Source organism: Actinoplanes sp. NPDC051405 (assembly GCF_055586185.1).
Window position 1 is genome coordinate 144,005 of record NZ_JBVJIR010000021.1, and the last position, 25,310, is coordinate 169,314.

The 25,310-nt window shown below is 71.8% G+C and carries 19 protein-coding genes; 9 read left to right on the top strand and 10 right to left on the bottom strand.

Annotated features, from left to right (window positions below; genetic code table 11):
• Window positions 1-120 precede the first annotated feature (120 nt).
• The 6 genes from ACZ6S4_RS36815 to ACZ6S4_RS36840 all read left to right on the top strand — a co-directional run bounded on the left by ACZ6S4_RS36815 (window position 121) and on the right by ACZ6S4_RS36840 (window position 8,074).
• Window positions 121-726, top strand: a complete 606-nt coding sequence (locus tag ACZ6S4_RS36815) for a hypothetical protein (protein ID WP_433732182.1) — start codon at window positions 121-123, stop codon at window positions 724-726.
• A gap of 142 nt (window positions 727-868) precedes the next feature.
• Window positions 869-1,843, top strand: a complete 975-nt coding sequence (locus ACZ6S4_RS36820; protein ID WP_465479331.1) for a hypothetical protein — start codon at window positions 869-871, stop codon at window positions 1,841-1,843.
• A gap of 678 nt (window positions 1,844-2,521) precedes the next feature.
• On the top strand, window positions 2,522-3,205 hold the full coding sequence (trmB, locus tag ACZ6S4_RS36825; protein ID WP_465479332.1) for a tRNA (guanosine(46)-N7)-methyltransferase TrmB: 684 nt from the start codon (window positions 2,522-2,524) through the stop codon (window positions 3,203-3,205).
• 92 nt (window positions 3,206-3,297) lie between these two features.
• Complete coding sequence (locus ACZ6S4_RS36830; RefSeq protein WP_465479333.1) at window positions 3,298-5,904, top strand: ATP-binding protein; 2,607 nt, start codon at window positions 3,298-3,300, stop codon at window positions 5,902-5,904.
• Window positions 5,905-5,963: 59 nt separating this feature from the next.
• A complete protein-coding gene (locus ACZ6S4_RS36835) occupies window positions 5,964-7,412 on the top strand; it encodes a selenium-binding protein SBP56-related protein (RefSeq protein ID WP_465479334.1) in 1,449 nt (482 codons plus the stop codon).
• Window positions 7,409-8,074, top strand: a complete 666-nt coding sequence (locus tag ACZ6S4_RS36840) for a hypothetical protein (RefSeq protein WP_465479335.1) — start codon at window positions 7,409-7,411, stop codon at window positions 8,072-8,074. The genes ACZ6S4_RS36835 and ACZ6S4_RS36840 overlap by 4 nt, the downstream gene beginning before the upstream one ends.
• Before the next feature lie 37 nt (window positions 8,075-8,111).
• On the opposite strand, the gene ggt is transcribed toward ACZ6S4_RS36840, so the two are convergent.
• From ggt to ACZ6S4_RS36870, 6 genes are all read right to left on the bottom strand, one after another.
• Window positions 8,112-9,914, bottom strand: a complete 1,803-nt coding sequence (ggt, locus tag ACZ6S4_RS36845; RefSeq protein WP_465479336.1) for a gamma-glutamyltransferase — start codon at window positions 9,912-9,914, stop codon at window positions 8,112-8,114.
• A 96-nt stretch (window positions 9,915-10,010) separates the two neighbouring features.
• Complete coding sequence (locus tag ACZ6S4_RS36850; RefSeq protein ID WP_465479337.1) at window positions 10,011-11,912, bottom strand: acyl-CoA dehydrogenase family protein; 1,902 nt, start codon at window positions 11,910-11,912, stop codon at window positions 10,011-10,013.
• Between the two features lie 105 nt (window positions 11,913-12,017).
• On the bottom strand, window positions 12,018-12,185 hold the full coding sequence (locus ACZ6S4_RS36855) for a hypothetical protein (protein ID WP_465479338.1): 168 nt from the start codon (window positions 12,183-12,185) through the stop codon (window positions 12,018-12,020).
• Between the two features lie 32 nt (window positions 12,186-12,217).
• On the bottom strand, window positions 12,218-12,631 hold the full coding sequence (locus ACZ6S4_RS36860; protein WP_465479339.1) for a hypothetical protein: 414 nt from the start codon (window positions 12,629-12,631) through the stop codon (window positions 12,218-12,220).
• Window positions 12,632-12,657: 26 nt separating this feature from the next.
• Entirely contained in the window at window positions 12,658-14,586 is a 1,929-nt protein-coding gene (locus ACZ6S4_RS36865; RefSeq protein ID WP_465479340.1) for an ABC transporter ATP-binding protein, read from the bottom strand.
• The gene (locus tag ACZ6S4_RS36870) at window positions 14,583-16,340 is read right to left on the bottom strand and encodes an ABC transporter ATP-binding protein (protein WP_465479341.1); all 1,758 of its coding nucleotides are present in this window, start codon (window positions 16,338-16,340) and stop codon (window positions 14,583-14,585) included. The genes ACZ6S4_RS36865 and ACZ6S4_RS36870 overlap by 4 nt, the downstream gene beginning before the upstream one ends.
• Before the next feature lie 214 nt (window positions 16,341-16,554).
• Between ACZ6S4_RS36870 and ACZ6S4_RS36875 the strand changes: the two genes are divergently transcribed.
• Together ACZ6S4_RS36875 and ACZ6S4_RS36880 are read left to right on the top strand one after the other, a co-directional pair.
• Complete coding sequence (locus tag ACZ6S4_RS36875) at window positions 16,555-16,908, top strand: DUF3311 domain-containing protein (RefSeq protein ID WP_465479342.1); 354 nt, start codon at window positions 16,555-16,557, stop codon at window positions 16,906-16,908.
• 27 nt (window positions 16,909-16,935) lie between these two features.
• Window positions 16,936-18,618: a sodium:solute symporter family protein gene (locus ACZ6S4_RS36880; RefSeq protein ID WP_465479343.1), complete on the top strand. Its 1,683-nt coding sequence runs from the start codon at window positions 16,936-16,938 to the stop codon at window positions 18,616-18,618.
• Here ACZ6S4_RS36880 and ACZ6S4_RS36885 read toward each other — a convergent pair.
• Window positions 18,605-20,116, bottom strand: coding sequence for an alpha/beta hydrolase (locus tag ACZ6S4_RS36885; RefSeq protein WP_465479344.1), 1,512 nt, complete (start codon window positions 20,114-20,116; stop codon window positions 18,605-18,607). The two genes, ACZ6S4_RS36880 and ACZ6S4_RS36885, sit on opposite strands and share 14 nt — an antisense overlap.
• Window positions 20,117-20,219: 103 nt before the next feature.
• The gene (locus ACZ6S4_RS36890; protein WP_465479345.1) at window positions 20,220-23,279 is read right to left on the bottom strand and encodes a M14 family metallopeptidase; all 3,060 of its coding nucleotides are present in this window, start codon (window positions 23,277-23,279) and stop codon (window positions 20,220-20,222) included.
• A 153-nt stretch (window positions 23,280-23,432) separates the two neighbouring features.
• Between ACZ6S4_RS36890 and ACZ6S4_RS36895 the strand changes: the two genes are divergently transcribed.
• Window positions 23,433-24,560, top strand: coding sequence for a PQQ-dependent sugar dehydrogenase (locus ACZ6S4_RS36895; RefSeq protein ID WP_465479346.1), 1,128 nt, complete (start codon window positions 23,433-23,435; stop codon window positions 24,558-24,560).
• 25 nt (window positions 24,561-24,585) lie between these two features.
• Here ACZ6S4_RS36895 and ACZ6S4_RS36900 read toward each other — a convergent pair whose 3' ends face one another.
• Together ACZ6S4_RS36900 and ACZ6S4_RS36905 are read right to left on the bottom strand one after the other, a co-directional pair.
• Complete coding sequence (locus ACZ6S4_RS36900) at window positions 24,586-24,840, bottom strand: hypothetical protein (RefSeq protein ID WP_465479347.1); 255 nt, start codon at window positions 24,838-24,840, stop codon at window positions 24,586-24,588.
• Between the two features lie 114 nt (window positions 24,841-24,954).
• Window positions 24,955-25,290, bottom strand: coding sequence for a hypothetical protein (locus ACZ6S4_RS36905; protein ID WP_465479348.1), 336 nt, complete (start codon window positions 25,288-25,290; stop codon window positions 24,955-24,957).
• Window positions 25,291-25,310: the final 20 nt, after the last annotated feature.

The window sequence follows — 25,310 nt, forward strand, 5'->3', positions numbered from 1 at the left end:
GGAATGTCGTACCCGTCGATTAGTATGTGTGTACTAAAACAAGCGCTGAGCTGCGGGGAGATCACCTTGACGACGCCCGTTTCGACCAGTTCCACCACTCTGATCCCGCCCTACGCGACGATGCTCGGTTTCACCCGCTACGTCGCCCGCACCGGGCCGGCGAAGGCCACCTTCGTCGGCGGACTGCGCCGCCAGCGCGAGCGGCGCACGGGCTTCAACCCGCACGGCCAGCTCGTCAAGGCCCTCAAGGCCGACATCGCGTTCCGCACCGGCGGCAGCTACCTCAACGGGGTCGTCGACCTCGTCAAGCCGCGGTGGAAGCCGCTCTATGAGGCGGTCAGCGCCGGGGCGACGACCTACCTGCACTCCCTGGGCGACCCGGAGGGCGTCGGCCTCGCGCAGACCCGCGACGCGCTCGCCTCGGTCGGCCCGCTGGCGGTCAAGATCAACCCCCACTTCGGCCTGCGGTACGAGGACGGCCGGCGCGAGGCTGTCCGGCTGCACTTCGACGAGCAGCCACCCACCCCGGAGGCCGTCACCGCGACCCTGCACCTGATGGCCCGCCACATGGACCAGATCCTGCCCAACGCCGAGCCGGTGCTGGTCGACCTGCGCCGCGGCACCACCCACCGGATCGACCCGGGAGCCCGCCCGGGCGACGTGGAGAGCTGGCTGGCCGGGGAGGCGGCCGCGTTCACCGCCATGTGGGCCGCGACCGCCGCCTGACCGATCGGCCGCCCGACCCGCCCGAACGGTCCGTATTTCTCCAGGTTTCGGCGCGGGAACTTCTTAGGAGCAGCCCGGTTGCGACGATGTCTCCGGTGTAGGTGAACGGCGACACGTCGGGGGGCGTTCGGACATGCGGGTTGTGACGCGAGCAGCAGGCACCATCGCGCTGACGGTGCTTGGAGCCGCGGCGGGGGCGCTCTTCCAGACGGCGCCCGCCGCCGCGGCCACCCCGGCCATGCCGAGCCTGGTCGCCTACGTCCGCGCCGGCGACGTGTGGGTGAGCAAGGGCGCGACGGAGACGAAGCTGACCACCGGCGGCGGCTGGTCGCGGCCGCGCTTCTCCCCCAACGGCCGCTCGATCGCTCTGCTCAAGGCCGGTCAGCTGTGGACCATGAAGGCCGACGGCACCGGCCAGCGCCGGCTGACCACCCGCGCGGCCTCCGGCCCGTCCTGGTCCCCGGACAGCACCAGCATCGCGTTCGCCTCGCTGTCCTGCTCCGGCGGCCCGGGCGTCTACCAGATCTCGGCGACCACGGCCGGGGCCACGCCCACGGTGGTCTTCCCGGCGTACTGCCGCGACGAGCCGCTGCCGGCCGAGCCCGCCCCCGCCGCGAAGGCCGGGACGCCGAGCGCGCTCCACGACCGGCTCCGCACCGACGACGCGGTGGCCTGGTCCCCCGACGGCACCCGGGTCGCCTTCCGCGGCGGCGACTGCGAGTCGACGTACGACGCCTGCCTGACGGTGGGCACGGTGGCGACCGGCGGCGAGAAGACCGTCGCGGCGTACGGCGGCGGCAGCCTGCAGACCTCGGGCTTCGCGGTGATCCCGAGCTGGCGCGCCGACGGGGCGAAGCTGGCCTGGACGGCGTACCAGCAGGGCGAGACGGCCGCGGAGAACCAGCCGCTGCACGTCGTGGAATACGACACGGCAACCGGGGCGAAGCGCACGGTGGGGGCCAGCCAGGACCGCGAGCTGGCGTACGTGGACGCGAACCGCGGGGTGGCCACGGGCACGTACCGCAATGGTTCGTGGGTCATGATGGTCAACCTGGCCACGGGGGCGCGGACTCCGTTCCACCAGGGCTCCCAGCCGAGTGTCCAGCCGGTGAGGTGATCGCGGGGTAGCGAGGACGGCCGGCCCGGCGCCGGCCGTTCTGTCGTTCCCGGCTGTTCTGTCGTTCCCGGCCTCCCGCAGGCGGTTCTCGGTCGCTCGGGTGCCGGCCTCGGCCTTCCGGTCCCGTTCGGCTTTCCGGTCCACCCGGCCTTCCGGTCCCACCTGGCCTTCCGGTCCCACCTGGCCTTCCGGTCCCACCTAGCCTTCCGGTCCCACCTGGCCTTCCGGTTCCACCCGGCCTTCCGGCCCCATCGGGCGTCCCGGTCCCGCTCGGCCTTCCGGTACCACCCGACCTTCGTTCCCACGGCGTTCCGGTCCCACCCGGCGTCCCGGTCGCGCTCGGGCGTCCCGGTCCCACCCGGCATCCCGGTCCCGCTCGGCGTCCCGGTCGCGCTCGGGCGTCCCGGTCCCACCCGGCATCCCGGTCCCGCTCGGCGTCCCGGTCCCGCCCGGCGTCCCGGTCCCGCCCGGCGTCCCGGTCCCGCCCGGCGTCCCGATCCCACCCGGCGTCCCGATCCCACCCGGCGTCCCGGTCCCACCCGGCGTCCCGATCCCACCCGGCGTCCCGATCCCACCCGGCATCCCGGTCCCACCCGGCATCCCGATCCCACCCGGCATCCCGGCCTGCTCACGGCGGCGGATGACAGGCGGCCGGCGCTGCGTATCGTGGACGGCCTGATGAGTGAGACGACAGAGCGCCCGATCCGGACGTTTCATCCCCGGCGTGGCCGGATGGGCAGCCGGCACGCGGACGCCATGACCGACATCTGGCCGGCGTACGGGCTCACGATCGTCGATGGTGACCGCACTCCCCTCGACCTCGCGGAGTTGTTCGGCCGCGATGCGCCCAAGGTGCTGGAGATCGGTTTCGGCATGGGCGACACGACAGCGGCGATGGCGGCGGCCGACCCGGGCCGGGACTACCTCGCGGTGGAGGTGCACACGCCGGGCATCGGCAACCTGCTCGCGCTGATCGGCGAACGCGGCCTCACCAACGTGCGGGTCGCGCACGGCGATGCGATGGAGCTGGCCCGCAAGGTACCGGCGGGCAGCCTGGACGCGGTGCACGCGTTCTTCCCCGACCCGTGGCCCAAGGCCCGGCACCACAAACGCCGCCTTATCCAGCCGGCGAACGTCGCGCTGCTGCGGGAGCGGCTCCGACCCGGCGGCACGCTGCACTGCGCGACCGACTGGGCCCACTACGCGGAGGCAATGGCCGAGACTCTGGACGCCGATCCGGGCCTGGCCAACGCTCACGAGGGATTCGCGCCGCGGCCGGCGCACCGTCCCGAGACGAAGTTCGAACGGCGCGGGGTCAGCTCCGGGCGGGAGATCTTCGACCTCATCTACCGCCGGACCTGACACCGCGCGTGGTCGCATCCACTCGACATTCTCTAGCGGTTTGCCGGTTTTATGGCTTCTTGGCCCGTAGCCTGAGATGCGGAGGTCCAAGCATGCCGCGAAGTGATCTTGGCCTCGAGCGTCCCGCCGCACCGGTGGCGCCGAGCGCCCGGCCTGCCGGAACGACTGCGGCGGCGACCACGCCGGCCAGCACCGAACCGGACGGGCGCACGCAGCCCGGCACCACGCCGGCCGCGAACAGCCCGGCGCCCGCCACCCCCGGACCCACCGAACAACCCGAGCCGGCGGAGCCCGCCCCCACCCGGCCGGCTGAGCCCGCCGCGACCCGGTCAGCGGCCCCCAACGCCTCAACCACGCATCGCCCAGCGGCACAGCCCACGGCTGTGCCGCCCGCCACCTCGCAAACCGCGACTGCGCAGCCCACGACGGCACAACCCGCGAACGGGCAGCCCGCCAACGGACAACATACGACGGCGCAGCCCACGACCGCGGAGCCCGCGAACGGGCAGCCCACGACGCTACGGCCGACAACCACGCCCACGTCCCCCGCGCAGACAGCAACCGCGACCGCCGTCCCGCTCAATGGCATTCACCGGGCCGAACGCCGGGACGCATCCCCGGGCGACGGTGGCCGGCAGTCGTGGCCGGACATCTTCTCCGCTCAAGACGACGGAATCAACAGCGCCGCCGGTGAGCAGCTCGCCGCCCTCATCGCCCGCGCCGCGCACGCGCCCACCGGGCTTGTGCACTTCGTCGACGGTGAGGCGTTGCGGATCTACGGCAGCTACGGCTTGCGGATGCACTGGGAGGACATCGGCGGCACCCCGCTGCGGGACAGTCTCGCCGGGCTGGTCGTCGCCGACGGCCGGCCCTTGGTGATCACCGACTTCGCCACCGATCCGCGGATTCCGGCCAATTCTCCGATCCGGCTGCGGGGGCTCAGCGGCGCCTATCTCGGGCAGCCGATCCGGGACGCCTCCGGGGCCGTACTCGGGATCTGTTGCGCGCTCGACACCCAGCCGCATGAGTGGTCCGCCGATGATGTCGCCGCCGTCGGTGACGCCGCACGGCTCGGGACCTTGCTCATCACCGAGCAGCAGGGGCGCCAGGAGGTCGATCGGCAGCGGCGGTTCCTCGACGCCGTGCTGGACAACCTGCACGACGGGGTCACCGCCTGCGACGCCGATGGGCGGGTTGTGCTGGTCAATGCCCGGATGCAGCGGCTCTGGGGCGGCGCGCGGATGCCCGCCGATCTCTCCGACGACACCGCCGGCGCCGGGCTGAGTGACGGGGACGGGCGGCCCATCGCTCCCGGTGACGTCGCTCTGTTCCGGGCGCTTCACGGTGAGCGGCTCCGCAACGAGGAGCTGGTGCTGCAGGGGCGTGGGGGGCGTACCCGCTACTACCTGATCGACGCGCAGCCGATTCTCGGGCCGGACGGGGAGACCGTCGGGGCTGTGCAGGCCGTTCAGGACGTCACCCGCCAGCGGCGGGCCGAACGGTTCCGGACCTGTGAGCTTGCCGTGGTCACCGCCCTCGCCGCCGCGCCGACGATCGAGGCCGCCGGGCCTCGGGTGCTGGAGGCTGTGGTCGGCACGCTCGGCTGGACCCATGCCGAGTTGTGGCTGGTCGACGAGGCCGCCGGCGTGGTGCGGTCCGCCGCCAGCTGGAACTCGCCCAGCTGGCAGTCCGACATCGAGGTGCCGGCCGAGCTGCCGTACGGCACCGGGTTGCCCGGCCGCGCCTGGCAGGCCGGCAAGCCGCTGTGGATCCGCGACGTCGGCCGGCCGCAGAGCCTGATCTCGCCGGAGACGGCCGAGAGCTCGCGGCTGCACACCGCGCTGGCCATCCCGGTGCGCAACGGGCTCGAGCCGCTGGGTGTGCTGACCGCTTTCGCCGACACCATCGAGGATCCCGAGGACGAGCTGGTCGCGCTCATGTCCGGGATCTCCGCGCAGATCGCCCAGTTCATCGAGAAGCGGCTGGTCGAGGATCTGCAGCGGCAGCTCATCCGGACCAAGAACGAGTATCTCGCGCTGATCGGTCACGAGCTGCGGACGCCGCTGACCTCGATCGCCGCCTACACCGAGCTGCTGCGGGACGCCGACGCCGAGACGCTCGTGGCCGAGGGTCCCCGGCTGCTGGAGGTCATCGACCGCAACGCCACCCAGCTGCGGCACATCATCAACGAGCTGCTGGAGCTCTCCGCGCTCGACACCGGGCACGCCGCGGTGCAGCTCAGCCCGATCAACCTGGCCGAGGTCGTCCGGGACTCGGTGCGGGCCGCCCGGGACGCCATCACCGACGAGCCGGTGTCGATCGTCGACGAGCTGCCCGACGAGCTGGTGCTGCCCGGTGACCGGCACCGGCTGCGCCAGGTCGTCGACAACCTGCTCGGCAACGCCGTGAAGTACAGCCCCGACGGCGGGCGGATCGCGGTGCGGTTGCGGACCACCGGGCGGGCCGCCGAGCTGTCGATCTCGGACACCGGGATCGGCGTCTCGCAGGAGGAGCGCGAGAAGATGTTCACCGGCCTGTACCGCACGAGCCGGGCCCGGGACCGGGCCATCCCCGGCACCGGGCTGGGGCTGACGCTCAGCCGCGCGGTCGTGCAGCGCCACCACGGCACCATCGAGCTGAGCGAGCACGAAGGACCCGGTACCACGGTGTGCGTGCGGCTGCCGCTGGACGCTCGTTGACAACTCCTTGACACATGTGACCCTGGTCACCGAGCGGCCGCCGGGCGAGGATGACCACCATGACGAGGTGGACACCAGATCCGACGTTCTATCCCTCCCCGCGTGATGCCGCCGGAGCACCGGCCGAACAGCTGGCTTACATCGCCGCCTTCGACCGCTCGGCCGAGCAGCCGGACGCCATCGCTGTCGTGGACACCGACCCGGCCTCCGCCACGTACGGCACGGTCGTCGGCTGGACCGAGCTGCCGCACACCGGCGACGAGTTGCACCACTTCGGGTGGAACGCGTGCAGCAGCGCCCTGTGCCCCACCGCGCCGCACCCGCACGTCGAGCGGCGCTACCTGATCGTGCCCGGGCTGCGTTCGTCGCGGATCTACGTGCTGGACACCAAGGACGACCCGCGCAACCCCGTACTGGTCAAGGAGATCCCGGCCGAGGAGCTGGCCGGCAAGGCCGGCTACTCCCGGCCGCACACCATCCACTGCGGTCCGGACGGCATCTACGTCTCCGCGCTCGGCGGCGGCTCGTCCGACGGACCGGGCGGCATCGCGGTGCTGGACCACACGACCTTCGAGGTACGCGGCGCGTGGGAGAGCGACCGCGGTGACCAGTACCTGGCGTACGACTTCTGGTGGCATCTGACCCGCGACGTGCTGGTCTCCTCCGAGTGGGGTACGCCGTCCATGATCGAGGACGGTCTGGTCCCGGAGCTGCTGCTGGGCCGCAAGTACGGCCACCGCCTGCACTTCTGGGACCTGGCCAAGCGTTCCCTGGTGCAGACGGTCGACCTCGGCGACCAGTACCAGATGACGCTGGAGCTGCGTCCCGCCCACGACCCGCGCAAGGAGTACGGCTTCCTCGGCGTCGTCACCAGCGTCGAGGACCTGTCCGCCTCGGTCTGGGTGTGGCACCGGGAAATGGGTCGGTCTTCAGACCGGTCAAGGGCGGCGGCGGGGTGGTCGGATGGGCAGTTCGCGGTCACCAAGGTCATCGACGTGGCCGCCGAGCCCGCCGACGCCGACGCCCTGCCGCCGGCGCTGCAGCCGTTCGGTGCGGTCCCGCCGCTGATCACCGACATCGACCTGTCGGTGGACGACCGCTTCCTCTACGTCTCCTGCTGGGGCACCGGCGAGCTGAAGCAGTTCGACGTCAGCGACCCGTTCCACCCGGTGCAGACCGGCTCGGTCCGGCTCGGCGGCGTCGTCGGCCGGGTGGCGCACCCGTCGTTCCCGGACGAGCGGCTGGCCGGCGGCCCGCAGATGGTCGAGGTCTCCCGCGACGGCAGCCGGGTCTACGTCACGAACTCGCTGTACGGCTCGTGGGACGACCAGTTCTACCCGGACGGCGTGGGCGCGTGGCTGGCCAAGATCGACGTGGACACCGAGCGCGGCGGGATGACCCTGGACCCGAACTTCTTCCCGCACGGCGACGAGTTCCGCGGCCGTCGGGTGCATCAGGTACGGCTGCAGGGTGGCGACGCCTCGTCCGACTCGTACTGCTTCCCGTGACCGGTGGCCAGCTCGCGGTGCTGGCGGCGCTGGGCGCCTTCCACGGGCTGAACCCGGCCATGGGCTGGCTCTTCGCGGTGGCCCGGGGCATGCAGGAACGCAGCCGGGCCGTGCTGCTGCGCTCGGTGCCGCCGATCGCCGCCGGGCACCTGGCCTCGGTGGCGATCGTCGCGGCGGTGGTGTCAGCGACCGAGTCGGTGGTGGCCGGCAACGTGGTGGCCATCGTCGGCGGGGTCGTGCTGGTCGGCTTCGGCCTGTGGCGGCTGCTCTCGGCCCGGCACTTCCGGTGGGCCGGGATGCGGCTGTCCGCGGCGCAGCTGGCCGGCTGGTCGTTCCTGATGTCCTCGGCGCACGGCGCCGGGCTGATGCTGCTGCCGGTGCTGGCCACGACGACGGCGACGGCGCAGCCGGCCGGGCATGCCGGGCATCTCGCCGCGGCGGCTCCGGCCGGTCTGGCCGGCACGCCCGCCGCGGCCCTCGACGGGCTGCTGGCGGCGGGCGTGCACACGGTGGCGATGTTCGCGGTGCTGGCGACCTGCGCCGTGCTGGTCTACGAGTTCGTCGGCCTGAGCGTGCTGCGCCGGGCCTGGTTCAACGTGGACAAGCTGTGGGCCGCGGTGATGGTCGCGGCCGGCGCGCTGACGATCGCCCTGACGGCGTGAAGCCTGTCCCGCCGCGGTGGCGGGACAGGCCATCAGATCAGCGCCGGGGATGCACCACGCCCGCGGCACCACCGCCGCGCCGGGCCGGCTCGGCGCTGGCGATCAGCTTGCCGCCGCGGCCGAACTCGATCGCGGTGGCCGCGCCCAGCTCCGCCACGGGCGGCTGGAACGCGTGCCCGAGCCGGCCCAGGGCGTCGCCGTACTGCGCGATGAACGCCGGTTCGGCCTGGACGGCGGCGGTGTTGCGCTGCGACGCCCGCGGTGCGGCCATCGCCTCGGGCAGGGTCATACCCAGGTCGATCCGGTTGACCAGCACCTGCAGCACGGTCGTGATGATGGTGGCGCCGCCGGGCGAGCCGAGGGCCAGGAACGGCCGGCCGTCCTTGAGCACGATCGTCGGCGACATGGAGCTGCGGGGACGCTTGTTCGGGCCGGGCAGGTTGGGGTCGGGCGCGCTGCCCTGCGTACCGGTGAAGTTGAAGTCGGTCAGCTCGTTGTTGAGCAGGAAGCCGCGGCCCGGCACGACCATGGCGTTGCCGCCGGTCTGCTCGATCGTCAGGGTGTATTCCACGACGTTGCCCCAGCGGTCGGCGACGGTGAGGTTGGTCGTGCTCTGCCCGTCCTCGACCTTGCCGCCGACGCGCGCCGGCGTGCAGCCCGAGGCGGTGATGTCACCCGGCGGCACCGGCTTGGGCAGGGCCGTCGCGGGGTTGATCTGGCAGGCCCGCTGGGCCGCCCACCGGTCGCTGATCAGGCGGTCCAGCACGGGCTGCGGCGTGTAGGCGCCCACGTAGCGGTTGCGGTCCGCGAAGGACAGCGCGGAAGCCTCGAGGTACTGGTGCAGGGCCTGGGTCCTGGAGACCTCGGAGAGGTCGGTCCGCTCCAGGATGTTCAGCGCCTCGCCGACCGCCGTGCCACCGCTGGACGGGGTGGACATGCCGTAGACGGTCAGGCCGCGGTAGTCGGACCTCGTCGGGGCCGGGAACCGCAGCCGGTAGTTGGCCAGGTCGGACAGGCGCAGGTCGCCGGGGCGGATCGGGTACGCCCAGGGGGCGGCGGGGTCGTCGGCGACCGGCGGGTTCTGCACGGTGCGCACGATGTCGGCGGCGACCGGGCCGCGGTAGAAGACGCCGGTGCCGCGCCGGGCGATCAGCCGGTAGGTGTCGGCCAGGTCGGGGTTGCGCTGCACGGAACCGACCGCGGGCGGGGCGCCGCCGGGCAGGTACAGCTCGCGGGTGGAGTCGAACTGGGCGAAGGGCGCCGCGTTGTCGGCGATCTGCTGCCGGAAGGTGGCGTCGACGGCGAAGCCCCGGTCGGCGACCTTGGCGGCGGGCTGCAGCAGGCTGCCCAGGGAGCGGGTGCCCCACTTGCCGGTCGCGGCCTCCCAGGTGGCCAGGGTGCCGGGGGTGCCGACGGAGAGACCGCTGACCCGGGCCTCGGCGAAGTCGTAGGGCAGGCCGTCGGCCGGATCGACGAAGATGTCCTCGGTCATCGTGGCCGGCCCGGACTCGCGGCCGTCGATGGTGTGCACCTTGCGGTGTTTCGCGTCGTAATAGACGAAGAAGCCGCCACCGCCGATACCGGCGGAGAACGGCTCGGTCACCCCGAGGGTCGCGGCGGCGGCCACGGCCGCGTCGACCGCGTTACCGCCGCGGCGCAGCACGTCGAGGCCGACGGCGGTCGCGGTGGGGTCGACGGTGGAGACCGCGCCGCCGTAGCCGGTGGCGGTCGGGCCCAGGGGTGGCGCACCGCCGTGGGCGGAGGCCGCGGCGGGCACGAGGGCGACGGTGGTCGCGGTGAGCGTGGCCGTCATGGCCAGCGCGGTCGAGAACCGCATCATGCCTCCGGGAACGGTGAGAACAGAGTGGACAGACTCCTGCCTACCGCGACTGGGAGGTGCGCACAACCCGGGACACGCTCGTCACCGAGCGTCAGGTCATTCCGTAGCCGTGAACGGCGGGATCCGGCGGCGGACATCCTCGACCGTCGCCGGGCCCGGCTGCCAGGCCGACACCCAGGCGCCCTCGGTGGACCTCGGGATGATGCCCTGCTCCAGGAAGGCATAGCGGCCGCCCAGCACCCGCCGGGTGGCTTCGACGTCCAGGGAGTCGGTGTTCTCCCAGAGCGCGGCGAAGAGTGCCTCCACCCGCAGCCGGGACTGCTGGCAGAACAGGTCGGCCAGTTCGTGACCCGCCGCACGATGCTCCCGTTCGGCGCGGGCCCGGACGCACACCGCCGACATGGCGAACAGCTCGGCACCGATGTCGACGACGCGGCCGAGGAAGGCCTGCTTGTGTTCCAGCCCGCCCTGCCAGCGGGACATGCCGTAGAACGTCGACCGGGCGAGCTTGCGCGAGGTCCGCTCGACGTAGCGCAGGTGCCGGGCGAGCGGGCCGAACTCGGCGTACCCCGTCGGCACCTGGCCGCGGCCGACTGCCAGGCTCGGCAGCCACCGCGCGTAGAAGGCCCCGGCCCGGGCCCCGGCGCGGGCCTTGCGGCCCATCCCGGCCTCCGGGTCGATGATGTCGCCGGCCACCGTGAGGTGCGCGTCGACCGCCTCCCGGGCGATGAGCAGGTGCATGATCTCGGTGGAGCCCTCGAAGATGCGGTTGATCCGCAGGTCTCGCAGGACCTGCTCGGCCTCGGCCGCGCGTTCACCGCGGGCGGCCTGCGAGGCGGCCGTCTCGTAGCCGCGGCCGCCGCGGATCTGGATCAGCTCGTCGGCGACCAGCCAGGCCGTCTCGCTGGCGAAGAGCTTGATCAGCGCGGCTTCGATCCGGATGTCGTTGCGGTCGTCGTCGGCCAGGATGCAGCACAGGTCCAGGGTGGATTCCATCGCGTACGTGGTCGCGGCGATGAAGGCCATCTTCTTGGCGACGGCCTCGTGCTGCGACACCGGCCGGCCCCACTGCACCCGCTCGGCCGACCACTCCCGCGCGACGGCGAGCGACCACTTCGACGCGCCGACACACATCGCCGGCAGCGACAGCCGGCCGGTGTTGAGCGTGGTCAGCGCGATCTTGAGGCCCTTGCCGAGGCCACCGATCACGTTCTCCTGCGGCACGAACACGTCGTGGAATCGGGTCACGCTGTTTTCCAGGCCACGCAGGCCGAGGAACTCGTTGCGCCGTTCCACCGTGATGCCGGGTGCGTCGCCCTCCACCACGAAGGCGGTGATGCCCTTGCCGGGCACCCGGGCCATCACGACCAGCAGGGTCGCCACGGTGCCGTTGGTGGCCCACAGCTTCACGCCGTTGAGCCGGTAGCCGCCCTCGACGGGCTCGGCGACGGTGCCCAGGCGGGCCGGGTCGGACCCGACGTCGGGCTCGGTGAGCAGGAACGCGGACACCTCGCCGGCGGCCAGCCGGGGCAGGAACGCCTTCTTCTGCTCCGGGGTGCCGAAGGTCTTGAGCGGTTGCGGCACGCCGATCGACTGGTGGGCCGACAGCAGCGCACCGACGGCCGGGCTGGCCGAGCCGATCAGGGTCAGCGCCCGGCAGTAGTGCAGGTTGGACAGGCCGAGACCGCCGTACTCCTTGTCGATCTTCATGCCGAACGCGCCGAGCGCGGCCAGGCCGTGGAAGACCTCGTCGGGGATGCGGGCCTCGCGTTCGATGCGGGCGCCGTCGACCTCCGCGACCAGGTACGCCTCCAGCTTGGCGAGGAACTCCTCTGCGTCGGGACGAGGCTCCGCCGCGGGCCAGGGATCGATGAGGTCGAGCCGCAACCGCCCGAGGAACAGCTCCTTGCCGAAGCTGGGCTTGCGCCATTCGGACTGGCGGGCCTCCTCGGCCACCTTGCGCGCCTGCTTCTCGGTGACGTCGGCCGGTTCGGTCACGGTCTACCCCCTTGACCCGGGTACGGCTGCTCGTAGCAGCCACGCTACCCAGCGGGGTTACCGCAAGGTAGCCCTCGACCGATGTCGATCAACGACACCCGGCGCTCAGGAGTCGGCGAGGATGTCCGTCTCGAGCTGGTCGACGATCGGGTTCAGCATGTCGTTGAGCTCACGGACCAGCACGGCGACAGCCCGGCGCGCGCTCTGCTCGACCTCGGCGTCCGGGCCTTCCGGGGCCGGCGGCAGGTCGTCGAGCCGGACGGGCGCCTGCACCAGCAGCGAGGCGCGCAGGTGCGGGCTGCGGGTCAGGTCCTGCTCGGACGGGCCGACGTACTGACCGACAGGTCCTGCTCGGACGGGCCGACGTACTGACCGAACAGCTGAGGCCAGTCGCGCCAGCCGCGGTCCCGGTCCCACTGGCGGCTCCAGGTGAGCTGGGCCGGCCACGGCGACACCAGCGTGACGTCGCAGATCAGGCTGCCGTCCCAGGCGCTGCGCGAACACGCCGCCGATACGATCCGGGGATGCCGGCGGACGTAACCGGGCTCCAGGCCGGTGGCCAGCCGCCACGCCACCACGGCGAAGGTGACCGGCGCGAAGTCGCCCCACGCGGGGGCGAACTCGTCGATGCGGCTGCGCACCTCGCCGGCATAGCGGCTCGGTCCGCCGGTCGCATGCTCACGGTCGAACTGCTCGTCGATCCAGAACGCCTGCTGCACGGTCACCAGCCTACGAGTCCCGTGGATCATGCGGGGGCCGAGTGGGCCGCCCAGGTCTCGAACATGGTCGCGTACCGGCCGCCCGCGGCCAGCAGCTCGTCGTGGCTGCCCGTCTCCACGATGCGGTGCTCGTCCACCACGATGATCCGGTCCGCCCGCATGGCCGTCGACAGCCGGTGCGCCACCAGGATCGCCGTACGCCCGTCCAGCAGGCGGTCCAGCGCCGCCTCGACCCGCAGCTCGCTGCGCAGGTCCAGGCTCGAGGTGGCCTCGTCCAGCACCACCACCCGGGGCTCGGCCAGGAACGCCCGGGCCAGGGCCAGCAGCTGGCGCTCGCCCGAGGACACCGACTGGCCGCGCTCGTGCAGCGGGGTCGCGAGGCCCTCCGGCGAGCGTTCCACCAGGTCCCGCAGGCCGACCGCGTCGACCGCCGCCCACACCTCGGCGTCGGTGGCCGCCGGGCGGGCGAAAGCGATGTTGTCGCGCAGCGTCCCGGCGAACAGGAACGGCTCCTGCGGGACCACGCCGATCTGCCGGCGCAGCGAGGCCAGGGTGACCTCGCGCAGGTCGTGACCGTCGATCCGGATGCTGCCGGCGGTCGGGTCGTAGAGGCGGGTGACCAGCTTGGCCAGCGTCGACTTGCCCGCGCCGGTCGGGCCCACGCAGGCCACCGTCTCGCCCGGGTGGATCACCAGCTCCACGCCGGCCAGCACCGGGCGGTCCGGGAGGTAGCCGAACGTGACGCCGGCGAAGACGATCTCCCCGCGTACCGGTGGAAGCTCTGTCGCATGCGGATGCTGGACCACCGACGGCCGCGCGCCGAGCAGGGTGTTGATCTTTCCGATCGCCGCCCGGCCCTGCTGGTACTGGGTGTAGAGCTGGACCAGTTGCTGCACCGGCTGGAAGAAGGCGTTCAGGTAGAGCACGAAGGCGGTCAGCTCGCCGATGGTCAGGGTGCCGCGCAGCACCATGCGGCCGCCGATCAGCAGCAGCGCCGCCATCCCGAGCAGGCCGATCACCGACGTGCCGGGGCCGTAGATCGCGTTGATCCGGCCGGTGAAGTCGTTGGCGTCGCGGTAGCCGCCGACCACCTCCCGGTGCGCCACGATGTTGCGGTCCTGCCGGTTGTGCGCGGTGACCACCCGGACGCCGTTGAGGCTCTCCGACAGGTCGGCGAACATCGCGGCGATCGCGTCCCGCTGGCGGTTGTAGCCCCGGTCGGCCGCCCGGCGGAACCACAGCGAGGCGATCAGCAGCGGTGGCACGACCAGCATGAGCGTGATGACGGCCAGCCCGGCGTGGTAGTGGAACAGCACCCCGGTGACCACGACCATGGTGAGCGCCTGGATGACGAACTGGGCGAAGCCGTCGGCCAGCAGGGACTGCAGCGACTCCACGTCGGAGGTCATCCGGGTCATGGTGACGCCGGCCTTCTCCCGGGTGTAGTAGTCCAGCGACATCCGCTGCAGGTGGGCGAAGATGCGGATCCGCAGGTCGCGGGTGGCCGAAGCGGCGAGCCGGCCGCTCTGCCGCATCCGGACGGCGGTGGCCAGCCCGGTGGCCAGCACCGCCGCGACGAAGGCGACCGTGGCCCCGACCAGCACGGGCAGATTCTTGGCCGCGATGCCGTGGTCGATGCCGACCTGCACCAGGTACGGCCCGGCCTGCAGCAACAGGGTCTCGACCAGGATCGCCAGCAGCGCCGCCACCAGCAGGCCGGGCCGCCCGATGACCAGCCGGGGCAGGGTGACCCGGGCACCGCTGTCGGCCACCGGGTCGAACGGGACCCGCGGGTCGCCGTGCTCCGGCTCGCTCGCCTCCAGCTTCGCGACGCCCTCGGCCACGTCGGCCGGGATGCCGGCGAACGGCAAGCCGTTGCCCTTGCGCCCGGCCATCCCCATCGAGGGCCGCCCACCACTGCTGAACCCGCCGAAGCCACCACCGAAAATGCTCATGCGGCCACCGCCGAGGCGAGGACCCGCGCGTACTGCGGCTCGGTCGCCAGCAGCGACTCGTGGGTGCCGTCGGCGACCACCCGGCCGCCCGCCATCAGCACCACCCGGTCGGCCAGGCTGATCGTGGAGAGCCGGTGCGCCACGATGATCGTGGTCCGCCCGCGCATGAGGTCGCGCAGCGAGGAGTGGATGCGCTGCTCGACCGTCACGTCGATGGCACTGGTGGCGTCGTCGAGCACCAGCACCGGCGGGTTCACCAGCAGGGCCCGGGCGATGGCGACGCGCTGACGCTGGCCGCCGGAGAGCGTGTAGCCGCGTTCGCCGACCACCGTGTCGTACCCCTCGGGCAACTCCCGGATGAAGTCGTCCGCCCCGGCCGCCACCGCCGCCGCGACCACGGACTCGCGGTCGGCCCCGGGGCGGCCGTACGCGATGTTGTCGTGCAGCGACAGCGAGAACAGGAACGGCTCGTCGGGCACGATGCCCACCTGGTCACGCAGCCGGGCCAGGCGCAGGCTGCGCACGTCGTGCCCGTCCACGGTGATCCGGCCGCCGGTCACGTCGTAGAACCGGGCGAGCAGCCGGCCCAGGGTGGACTTGCCGGAGCCGGTGGCCCCGACGACGGCCACCGTCTCCCCGGCCCGGATGCGCAGGTCCAGGCCGTCGAGGGCCAGGGTGCCGTTCGGGTACGCGAACCGCACGTCGGAGAAGCACACGTCGCCCCGCAGCGCCACGTCCACCGGCTCGGGCGGGTCCACCACCTCGCTGGGCGTGTCCAGGATCTCGTAGATGCGCGCGGCCGAGGCCGAGGCCCGCTGACCCATCATGATCATCATGCCGAGCATCCGGAACGGCGGCTGGAGCATCAGCACGTACGAGTTGAAGGCCACGATCGTGCCGACCGTGGTCTCCCCGTCGATCACCATGATGCCGCCGACCAGCAGCACCAGCGCCAGCCCCAGCCGGGGCAGGTTGTCCAGCACGGGATTCCACCGGCTGCGGATCCGGGCGTCCTGCAGGTACGCCCAGCGGATCCGGTCCGCCGCCTCGGCCAGCGAGCGCAGCTGACGCCCCTCGGCGGCGAACGCCTTGACGATCCGCACGCCCTGGATGTTCTCGTCGACGACGGTGGCCAGCCGGGCCAGCCGGGCCTGGATGAGCCAGGACACCGGGAAGATCGCCTTGCGCATGCCGACGCCGAGGAAGCCGATGACCGGCATGGTGGCCATCGCCACGATGGCCAGCGGCACGTTGATCGACAGCATCAGCACGAAGGCCACCACCGCGATCAGGCACTGCACCAGAATCGACGGGCCGAAGGACAGGTACATCTGCACGGCACGGATGTCGGAGCCGGACCGCGACATCAGCTCACCGGACTGGACCCGGTCGAAGAAGCCGAACGGCATCCGGGCCAGGTGCGCGTAGACGATGTTGCGCAGGTCGTACTCAAGCTCGTACGCGGTGCGCAGCAGGTAGAGCCGGGCGGCGTAGTTGATCAGGCCCTGGGTCAGCGCCAGGGCGACGATCCACCAGACGTAGGTGGGCAGGTCGGCGGTGCGTTCGACGATCGCCCGGTCGATGCCGAGCCGGACCAGGTTCGGGATCTGCACCTGCACGACGAGCCCGGCGAACGACAGCACGAGCGAGGTGATCAGCAGCGCGCGGTGGGCCCGGACCAGGGGCAGCGCGCGACGCAGCCAGGATTTGCGCTGGTCGGGATCGATAGCGGCGCGGGGCGCGCGGCGGCTCAACAGTGAGCCGGGGCGACGGCGGAAGAATGGGACACGGCGCCTCCTCCGGGATACTTAGCCAGGCTAAGGATACCCCGGGCCGGTGACCAGGCGAGTATCGCGGGTTCCGTGCTGAGTATTGATCTCCGTCGCTCGGAGTGATTGAGTGGCTCGCGTATCGCGCAGGTGACATTGGTCACTGGTCATTCCATCATGCATGCCCCGGAGGGGTTCTATGACGGCGAATCGGTACGGGCCACCAACCTGGCCCCCTCCCCCTACCTATCCGCCCTATCAGGATGTCGCGCCGCCGGCCGCGGACCGGCGCCCCGGGCCGCAGCACGGCACCGGCGAGTGGCGCACCATCCGTGAGCGCAGTGCGATCCGCCGGCCCGCCCGCGTGCGGCGGGAGGACGCCAGCCCCTGGAACTGGCTGCTGCTCGTACCGATAGTCCTGCCGTTGATCCCGGGTCTTTACAACCGCATCGAGCCGACCCTGTTCGGGATCCCGTTCTTCTACTGGGGTCAGCTGTCCTTCGCCTTCCTCGCCAGCGCGGTCCTCACCTTCCTCCACCTGAAAGTGCGGTGACGGGGACCGGTGTCCGACAAACAGGTCATGCAGCTCACGATCTTCCTGGCAGTCTTCGGCGCGGTGACGATGCTGGGCTTCGCCGCGGCGCGCTGGCGGCGACCTGACTCGATCCACAGCCTTGAAGAGTGGGGCCTCGGCGGCCGCGCGTTCGGCAACTGGGTGACGTTCTTCCTGCTCAGCGGGGACGTCTACACGGCCTACACGTTCGTCGCGGTGCCCACCCTGGTGTACGGCGTCGGCGCGGCCGGCTTCTTCCCGGTGCCGTTCCTGGTCATCGTCTACCCGATGCTGTTCGTGGTGCTGGCGCGCTTCTGGTCGGTCTGCCACGTGCACGGCTTCGTCACCCCGGCGGAGTTCGTCCGCGCCCGTTTCGGTTCGCGCGGTCTCGGCACCATCGTGGCCGTCCTCGGCATCGTCGCGACGATGCCCTACATCGCCCTGCAGCTGATCGGCATGGAGGCCGTGTTCGAGGTGATGGGCCTGCCCAAGGGCTGGCCGCTCACCGTGGCGTTCGCGGTGCTGGCGCTCTACACGTTCAACGCCGGGCTGCGCGGGCCGGCGCTGGTGTCCATCATCAAGGACGCGCTGGTCCTGTGGACGGTGCTGGCGGTGATCATCATCGTGTCGATGACCCCGGGCCAGTGGGACGTGGTGTTCCGCATCGCCCAGGACAAGTACGCGGCCAGCCCGCGCACCGACGACGGCCTGCTGCTCGCCTCGCAGAGCCAGCTCAACTACGTGACCCTGGCGCTGGGCTCGGCGGTCGCGCTCTTCCTCTACCCGCACACGCTCACCGGCGTGCTCGCGGCCCGCAACCGCGGCACGCTGCGCCGCAACCTGGCGGCTCTGCCGCTCTACACCCTGACCCTCGGGGTGCTCATGCTGATCGGTTTCGCCGCGGTCTTCGACGGTACGACGGCAGTGGGCGGCAACGGCAACACCGTGGTCCCCCAGTGGTTCGCGGAGAACACCCCGCCCTGGACGGCCGGGCTGGCCTTCGCCGCCATCGGCGTGGGCGCCATGGTCCCGGCGGCGATCATGTCGATCGCCGCGGCGAACCTGTTCACCAGAGACCTCTACCGCCAGTACATCCGCCCGCACGCCTCGGCCCGGGAGGAGACGTACGTCAGCAAGACCGTGTCGCTGACCGTGAAGTTCGGCGCCCTGCTGGTCATCCTGCTGCTCAACACGCAGTTCGCCATCGATCTGCAGCTGATCGGCGGTGTCCTGATCATGCAGACCCTGCCGGCGGTGGCCCTGGGCCTCTACACGAACTGGTTCCACCGCTGGGCCCTGGCCGGCGGGATCGGTGCCGGCCTGGCGGTCGGCCTGCTGATGCTCTACCAGGTGCCCAAGTACGCCGGCGACGGCCGCACGGTGGTGCGCGAGCATCTCGGCGGATCGGCCTGGCCGCTGAGCAACCTGGGCATCGACAGCGACGCCTCGATCTACGTCGGAATCGTCGCCCTGGCGGTGAACCTGCTGGTGGCGGCGCTGCTCACCCCGGTGCTCCGCGGCGCGGGCGCCGCCGACGGCCGCGACCACACCCGGGAGCACGACTACGTCGCGGACGAGGGCGACCCGACGGTACGCAGAATGGTGGAGATCCTGGACGGCGAGCCGGTCCCCGACGAACCCGAGAAACCGGGCTCTTTGTTCACGCCGGTGCCCCGCCGTCCCCGCGACGAGGGGGTCAGAACCCGGTGATCCCGCCGTCCCGGGGCCGCCGCGGCGCGATGCCGCCCACGCCCGCCGCCTTCGGCTCCACTCCAGGACACCCGGTCCCGGCGGCGGGCGGCCGGACGGTCAGCAGGTAGCGGTCCACCGCCCCGCCCACACAGTCGCTGCGGCCGTAGACGGTGTGTCCCCAGCCCTCGTAGGTCAGCAGGGACGCCTTCGGGCCGAGCTGCGCGGCGACGTGCTGGGCCCAGGCGTACGGGGTGGCCGGGTCGTGCCGCGCGTTGACCAGCAGCACCGGGCCGGTCCGGGCCGGGGACAGCGCCCGCTGCGGGTTGTCGGTGCCGTCGGTACGGCCCAGGCAGCCGTAGACCGACGTGAGCGCGAGCGGTGAGAACGGCATCTGCGGCGACTTCGCGGCGATCCGGTCGAGGCGGGCGCGCAGGTCGGCGTACCCGGCCACCGGCATCGACCAGTCGTCGCAGAACACCGCGTGGAAGTTGTGCTCGCTGACGTCGACGGCGGCGGCGGCCCGGCCCAGCTTGGTGCCCGCGCCGCCGGTCGCCTCCTTGATGAAGACGCCGAGCGAGTGCCACTGCGGGTCGTACATCGAGCTGAACGCGACCCCGACCAGCTCGTGCAGGGTCAGCTTGTACGCCGTGTCGTTCGGATCCCGCAGCGTGCCGCGCCGCGCTGAGGCGAGCAGCCCGGCCCAGAGCTTGCGGACGTCGCGGCCGTGCACCGCGCACTCGGTGCTGCGCGCGCACCAGGCCACGAACTCGTCGAACGAGTCCTGGGCGGTGAGCGCCTCGCCGCCCAGGAAGCCGTCGGTGTCGACGGTGTGGTCCATGACGCTGTCCAGCACCATCGCGCGGACCCGCTGCGGGTAGCGCTCGGCGTACTGCTGGCCGAGCAGGGTGCCGTACGAGGCCCCGTAGAAGCTGATCCGCTCCTCGCCCAGCGCGGCCCGCACCGCCTCCAGATCCCGCACCACGCTCAGGGTGTCGACGTGACCGTAGAGCGGCCCGGTGCGCCGGGCGCAGTCGGCGGCGAGCCGGCGGTTGTAGGCGACGAACGCGTTGTACGCCTTGGCACTCTCGATCGCCGGCGGCGGGGCAGCGGTCAGCACGGTCGTCGTGCACACGATCGGATGGCTGCGCGAGATCCCGCGCGGGTCGAAGCCCACGATGTCGAAGCGCCGTCGCAGCTCGGGGCTGAAGAACGTGCTGTCGAGGGTGAAGTCGACGCCCGAACCGCCGGGGCCGCCGGGGTTGACCACCAGCGTGCCGATCCGCTGCTTCGGGTCGGCGGCCGGGCGGCGGGCCAGCGCGATCGCCACGGACGGCCCGTACGGCTGCGCCCAGTCGACCGGTACGGCGAGGGTGGCGCATTGGGCGGTCTTGTCCTCCTCGCAGGGCTGCCACTTCGGCGCTCCCCCGCGTGCCGCGTACGCGGGAGCCGCCGCCGAGGTCACCGCGGCCAGGACAGTGAGGAACGCGGCCAGGATCGGCCGTGTCTTTGCTCGCACCGGTTGTCTCTCCGCCCTGCCCGGCAGGCGCGCCGCGCGCCTCCTGTCTAGAGCAAGCGCGCGGCGCGATCTGCGGTTCTGGCGGTTTACCTCCGAAAGAGGATTACCTCTTCAGGTGACGCAGGGCCCGGCGGACCAGGTCCACGCGCTTGTCCTCGGGCAGCCCCTCCAGGCCGAAGCCCAGGTAGACGCTGTCCGCGGTGGTCACGGCGGCACCGGAGTCGAAGGCGAGCTGGCTGCGCGCCCAGTCGGTGCTGTTGCGGCCGGAGCCGGGCGGCGGCCCGGCGACGGTCCAGCCGCCGAGGTCCGCCTCGAACGAGGTCTGCTGCGCGACCGCGCCGCCGACCTCGACCCGCACGTCGTCCAGGAAGACGCCCAGGCCCTGGGTGCCCCAGTCCGACATGTAGGAGATCGAGAGCTCGACCTGCTTGCCCGCGTAGGCGCCCAGGTCGGCGTCGAACTGCTTCCAGCCGGAGCTGGTGCCGGTCGCCGCGTTCCAGGTGCCGGTGGTGCCGGTCGGCGTGCAGCCCTCGCCCTGGTAATGGGTCAGGAACGGGTGGATCGTCTCGATGCCGGACTGGCAGCTGTCCCCGGTCTCGGTGGTGGTCAGCCCACCCGCGTCCGGCAGCGTGGTCCAGTCGTCGGTGCCCACCACGTGCGCCTCGACGAACATGAAGTCCCAGTTCGCCTCGGTGTCGAAGGACGTCTGGAACTTCAGCCGCGCGGCCGTGGCCGCCGTCAGGTCGACGGTCTTGGTGAGCCGCTTGTACGAGACGTCCGACTGCCCGCTCCACAGGTACCAGTCACCGTCGTACGGGTCGTACGGCGCCGCGCCGGGCAACTGCCAGTCGATCGGCGCCCGCGAGTTGCCGAACTGCGGGAACTGCTTCGGCGGCAGGAAACTGGACGTGGTCAGGAAGGAGCCGGTGTGGTCACCGGCCGGGGTGGCACTGAAGCCCTTGAAGGCTCCCTCGGTGCCGACCAGCGGGTACGGCGTGCCCTCCGCGCTGGTGCCGCCGTCGCTGACGTAGGAGTACGCCCCGAGCCAGTACTGCTCGAAGTCGTTGCCCAGCGGCAGACACGTCGGGTCGTTCGCCGCCAGGCACTCCGCCGGACCGTTCGGCTGGTACACGTAGGCACCGTTGGCCGCCTGCGCGAAGCCGGCGTACTTGCCGCTGAACAGCAGCTTGCCACCCTCGTTCAGGTAGTCACGCACGGCCAGCTCGGTCTCCAGGGCCGAGCGGGCCACGGTGCCGGCCGGCTGGCCGGGCGCCCGCGGGATGATGTCGTCGCCGGTCTCCCACAGCACGGTCCGGTAGTGCGAGAGCACACCGAGCGGGTGCGGGGCCTGACGACCGTTGGCGTCGATGTCGTAGACGTCGGCCGAGCGGCCGGCGCGCTTGAGGGCCGCCACGTGCGCGGCGGCGTAGCGGGCAGTGGTGGCACCGTCGGTGTTGGCCGGCGAGACCCCGGTGACATCCTCGGCGGCGAGCACCAGCACGTCACCGCCGATCTTGTCGGCCACGGTGTAGGTGAAGCTCGCCGACTTGACGGTCCTGCGGCCGTTGCGGGCGGTGAACCAGACCTGCACCTTGTCCTTGGCGCGGGCCTTGGTGACTGTGCCCCGGCGCTCGGCGAAGTACTTGTCGACGCCGTCGCCGTAGCGCTCGCCGCCACCCCACTCCCGGGTCCGGTCGGTGCGCTCACGCCCGCCGTTGACCCGGTAGTGCAGGGTGACGTCGCGCAGGGCCCGGCGGGCGGTCACGGCGACCTGCTGGCGCGAGCCGTACGAGGTGCTGAACGCGTCGACGGTCAGGTCGGCGGTGCTGCGCCCGACGGTCGAGACCGGGTTGTCCGGGTCGACGGCCGACTGGCCGACCGACAGCGCGAACGGCAGGTTCTTGCGGAACTCGTCCTCGATCAGCTTCTCGTCGTCCGGGAAGTTGAAGCCGCTCTCGCAGTCCTCGGCCTTCCACTGGTCGTCGGGGTAGAGGTTGGAGATCGTCTCGCAGGTGCTCATCTCCGGGGTGAAGCCGAGCGCACCGGTGCGCACCTGGGCGTGGAAATCGGTGTCGCCGTTGGTGGTGTAGAGCTCGGCCGAGATGTCCGGGTCGTAGCCGGGCACGGCCGGGTGCGCGTCGTCGCCGGCCAGGGCGATCTGGATCTGGTCGTCCGGGCTGGGCGTGCTGACCTGCCAGCCGATGCCGTAGAGCAGCAGCTCGGCGGCCGAGTGGTAGTTCACCAGGAACTCGAAGCCGACCCGCTTGAAGAGCGCGTCGAGCGCCTTGGTCTCGGGCTCGGAGTTGGGGCTCGGGCCGCGGTAGGTCTCGCTGGCCGGGTCGGGCGACGAGCCCTCGTTGTCGTAACCCCACTTCTCCGCGAAGTTGCGGTTGAGGTCGACACCGTCGCCCGCGGTGATCTCACCGTCGCCGTTGTTGTCGCGCAGGTTCTTGCGCCACAGCCGGTGGCCCTCGGTGAAGGTGAAGTCGTAACCGTCCGGGTTCACCACCGGCAGGAACCAGACCTCGGTGGTGTTGAGCAGCCTGGTCAGCGCCGGGTCGGTGCCGTAGCCGTCGATGACGTGGTGCATCAGCCGCCGGGTCATCTCCGGGGTGATCCACTCGCGGGCGTGCTGCGCGCCGAGATAGATCGTCGCGGGGCGGCGCCCGTCGGGCACGAACCGCGCGTCGCGGGTCACCTTCACGGCCTGGATGGGTACGCCGCGGACCGTCTTGCCGACGGTGACCAGCTTGGCCAGGCGCGGGTTGCGGGCGGCGGTGTCGGCGAGCTCCTCGCGGAGGCCACCGGGGGCGTTGTACTGCCGGAAGACGGTCGGCGCGGCGGCGGCCTGCTTGCGCATCGCCGTGGACTTGCGCTTCTCGGCCAGCGGCACGCCCGCGGCGATCAGGGACTCGGCCTGGCGGCGGCCGAGGATGGGCTGGACGGTGACTTTGCCGTCGGCGGCGGCGGTCACGGCGCTCTCGTCGTGGTCGATGCCGACCGCCCGAAGGCGCTGGAGCTGTGCTGCGTCAAGGGTGCCGACGTACACCGCGAGATCGTCCTCGGCTGGTACGGCGGCGGCCGGCGCGATCCCGGACAGGGCCGCGGCGGCCACTGTCAGAAGAGATAACGCGCAGGCGGTAGCCCGGCGGGCTGGGGTCATGGTGTGAGCCTCCATGGGTGGGAAGGTCGTGTGTGGACCCTCCCGGCCATCCGCCGAGGCTGTCAAGGATGTGCATACCTGTATCGGTGAAGAAATGGTAACGGTCCGTACCCGTTCAGGTTTCTCTCAGCCAGGCGAGGCACGGTGGGTGCCATGTCAACCGCCGATCGGTCGAGGATGCGCTGGCAAGTGGCTGTTACCGCTGCTGGCGCGGCCCTGCTGGCCGCTTGCTCCGCCGAGGAGCCGGCTGCCGCTCCCGCGCCCCGCGCGAGCGCGCCGGCTGCCACCGCGCCCGCCTCGGCCGCCCCGTCCACGGACCGCGGCACCCCCGATCTGAGCGCCCCGGAGACCGTGGCGACCGGGCTCGAGGTGCCGTGGGGAATGGCCTTCCTGCCCGACGGCAGCGCGCTGGTGGCGGAGCGGGACAGCGGGCGTGTGCTGCGGGTGCGGACCGGTGGCGGAAAGCCGGAGCAGGTCTTCACGGTGCCGGGAGTCGCGGCCGACGGCGAGGGCGGGCTGCTCGGCCTGGCGGTCGCCGCCGACTACGCCCGGACCCGGTGGGTCTACGCCTACCACACCGCGGCGGACGACAACCGGATCGTGCGGTTCAAGCTCGGCGGCGGCACCCCGGAAGTGATCTTCGACGGGATCGGCAAGGCCGGCATCCACAACGGCGGCCGGATCGCCTTCGGCCCGGACAAGATGCTCTACGCGGGCACCGGGGACGCCGGGGACGGCAGCGCCTCGCAGGACGCCGGCGACACCAACGGCAAGATCCTGCGGCTGACCCCGGAGGGCCGGCCCGCGCCGGGCAACCCTGAGGCCGGCTCGCCGGTCTGGAGCCTGGGGCACCGCAACGTGCAGGGCCTCGCCTGGGCGGCGGACGGCACGATGTACGGCATCGAGTTCGGCCAGAACCGCCTCGACGAGGTCAACAAGATCGAGCCCGGCGGCAACTACGGCTGGCCCGAGGTCGAGGGCAAGGGTGGCGACGGGGACTACGTCGACCCGGTCGTCACGTGGAGCACCGATGAGGCCTCCCCGTCCGGGGCGGCGATCGCCGGCGACACCCTGTACGTCGCCGCGCTGCGGGGGCAGCGGTTGTGGACCGTGCCGCTCGACGGCGGCGAGCCGAAGGCCGAGTTCTCCGGGCGGTACGGACGGCTACGTACGGTAGCCGTCGCGCCGGACGGTGCCCTCTGGCTCACCACCTCGAACACGGACGGCCGAGGCGACGTACAGGATGGCGACGACCGGATCCTGCGCTTCCGCGCCCGGTGACGGCTCGGGCGGCGGAGCGCAGGCGTCACGTCCGATTGTTGGGCGGAAGCAGCGGCAAATTGGAGATCGCCGCCGCGTACTGGGCGATCTGCCGGTAGTTCGGCACGACGCCGACACTACGCAGCTGATCCTGAATGGCCTGGGCAACGTCATCCTCGGACTTGCCGCGATGCGTCTGCATGACCTTGTTGACGGCATAGTCAACACGAAGCTGCATCTGCCAGCCGACGGGCCGTTGTCCTGCACCGCCGGCGAAGCTCACTGAGGCGAGGGGTTCCATGACCTGAGTATCGGAAGCACCCCCGGTGGATCGGAAGGGTCGGGGTAGGGGTGCAACCGTCTTGCACCCGGGCCGCACCGGCTTCTCCATCAATCAGGCGGCCCGGGTTGCCATTCAGTCACCCACGGGCTTCCGGGGCCCCGCGTCGGCGTCCGGATCCGCCTTGGCCGCGGGCACCTGGGTCGGCCGCAACCGCAGCCAGAGCAGGAAGAACGCACCCAGCGCCAGCATCGCCAGCCCCATCCAGAGGTTGATCCGGACGCCCTGCGCCTTGTCGATCTCCGACGGGCTGTCGAAGATCCCCAGCAGCGTGACGATCAGGCCGTACACCACGAACAACCCGCCGATCACCCGCCGCACGTCGAACAGCCGGGCCGCGGCGGACACCTTCTCCGCCTCCGCGGTCTGGGCCAGCAGCTCATCATCGGGACCGTTGGTCTCCTCGGACATCTCAACTCCTCTCGCGGCTC

Bases quoted from the DNA above. Each gene is read 5' to 3' on its own strand.
- ACZ6S4_RS36815 (WP_433732182.1), top strand. From the start codon at position 121: ATGCTCGGTTTCACCCGCTACGTCGCCCGCACCGGGCCGGCGAAGGCC.
- trmB (WP_465479332.1), top strand. From the start codon at position 2,522: ATGAGTGAGACGACAGAGCGCCCGATCCGGACGTTTCATCCCCGGCGT.
- ACZ6S4_RS36830 (WP_465479333.1), top strand. From the start codon at position 3,298: ATGCCGCGAAGTGATCTTGGCCTCGAGCGTCCCGCCGCACCGGTGGCG.
- ACZ6S4_RS36835 (WP_465479334.1), top strand. From the start codon at position 5,964: ATGACGAGGTGGACACCAGATCCGACGTTCTATCCCTCCCCGCGTGAT.
- ggt (WP_465479336.1), bottom strand. From the start codon at position 9,914: ATGATGCGGTTCTCGACCGCGCTGGCCATGACGGCCACGCTCACCGCG.
- ACZ6S4_RS36865 (WP_465479340.1), bottom strand. From the start codon at position 14,586: ATGAGCATTTTCGGTGGTGGCTTCGGCGGGTTCAGCAGTGGTGGGCGG.
- ACZ6S4_RS36875 (WP_465479342.1), top strand. From the start codon at position 16,555: ATGACGGCGAATCGGTACGGGCCACCAACCTGGCCCCCTCCCCCTACC.
- ACZ6S4_RS36880 (WP_465479343.1), top strand. From the start codon at position 16,936: ATGCAGCTCACGATCTTCCTGGCAGTCTTCGGCGCGGTGACGATGCTG.
- ACZ6S4_RS36890 (WP_465479345.1), bottom strand. From the start codon at position 23,279: ATGACCCCAGCCCGCCGGGCTACCGCCTGCGCGTTATCTCTTCTGACA.
- ACZ6S4_RS36895 (WP_465479346.1), top strand. From the start codon at position 23,433: ATGTCAACCGCCGATCGGTCGAGGATGCGCTGGCAAGTGGCTGTTACC.
- ACZ6S4_RS36900 (WP_465479347.1), bottom strand. From the start codon at position 24,840: ATGGAACCCCTCGCCTCAGTGAGCTTCGCCGGCGGTGCAGGACAACGG.
- ACZ6S4_RS36905 (WP_465479348.1), bottom strand. From the start codon at position 25,290: ATGTCCGAGGAGACCAACGGTCCCGATGATGAGCTGCTGGCCCAGACC.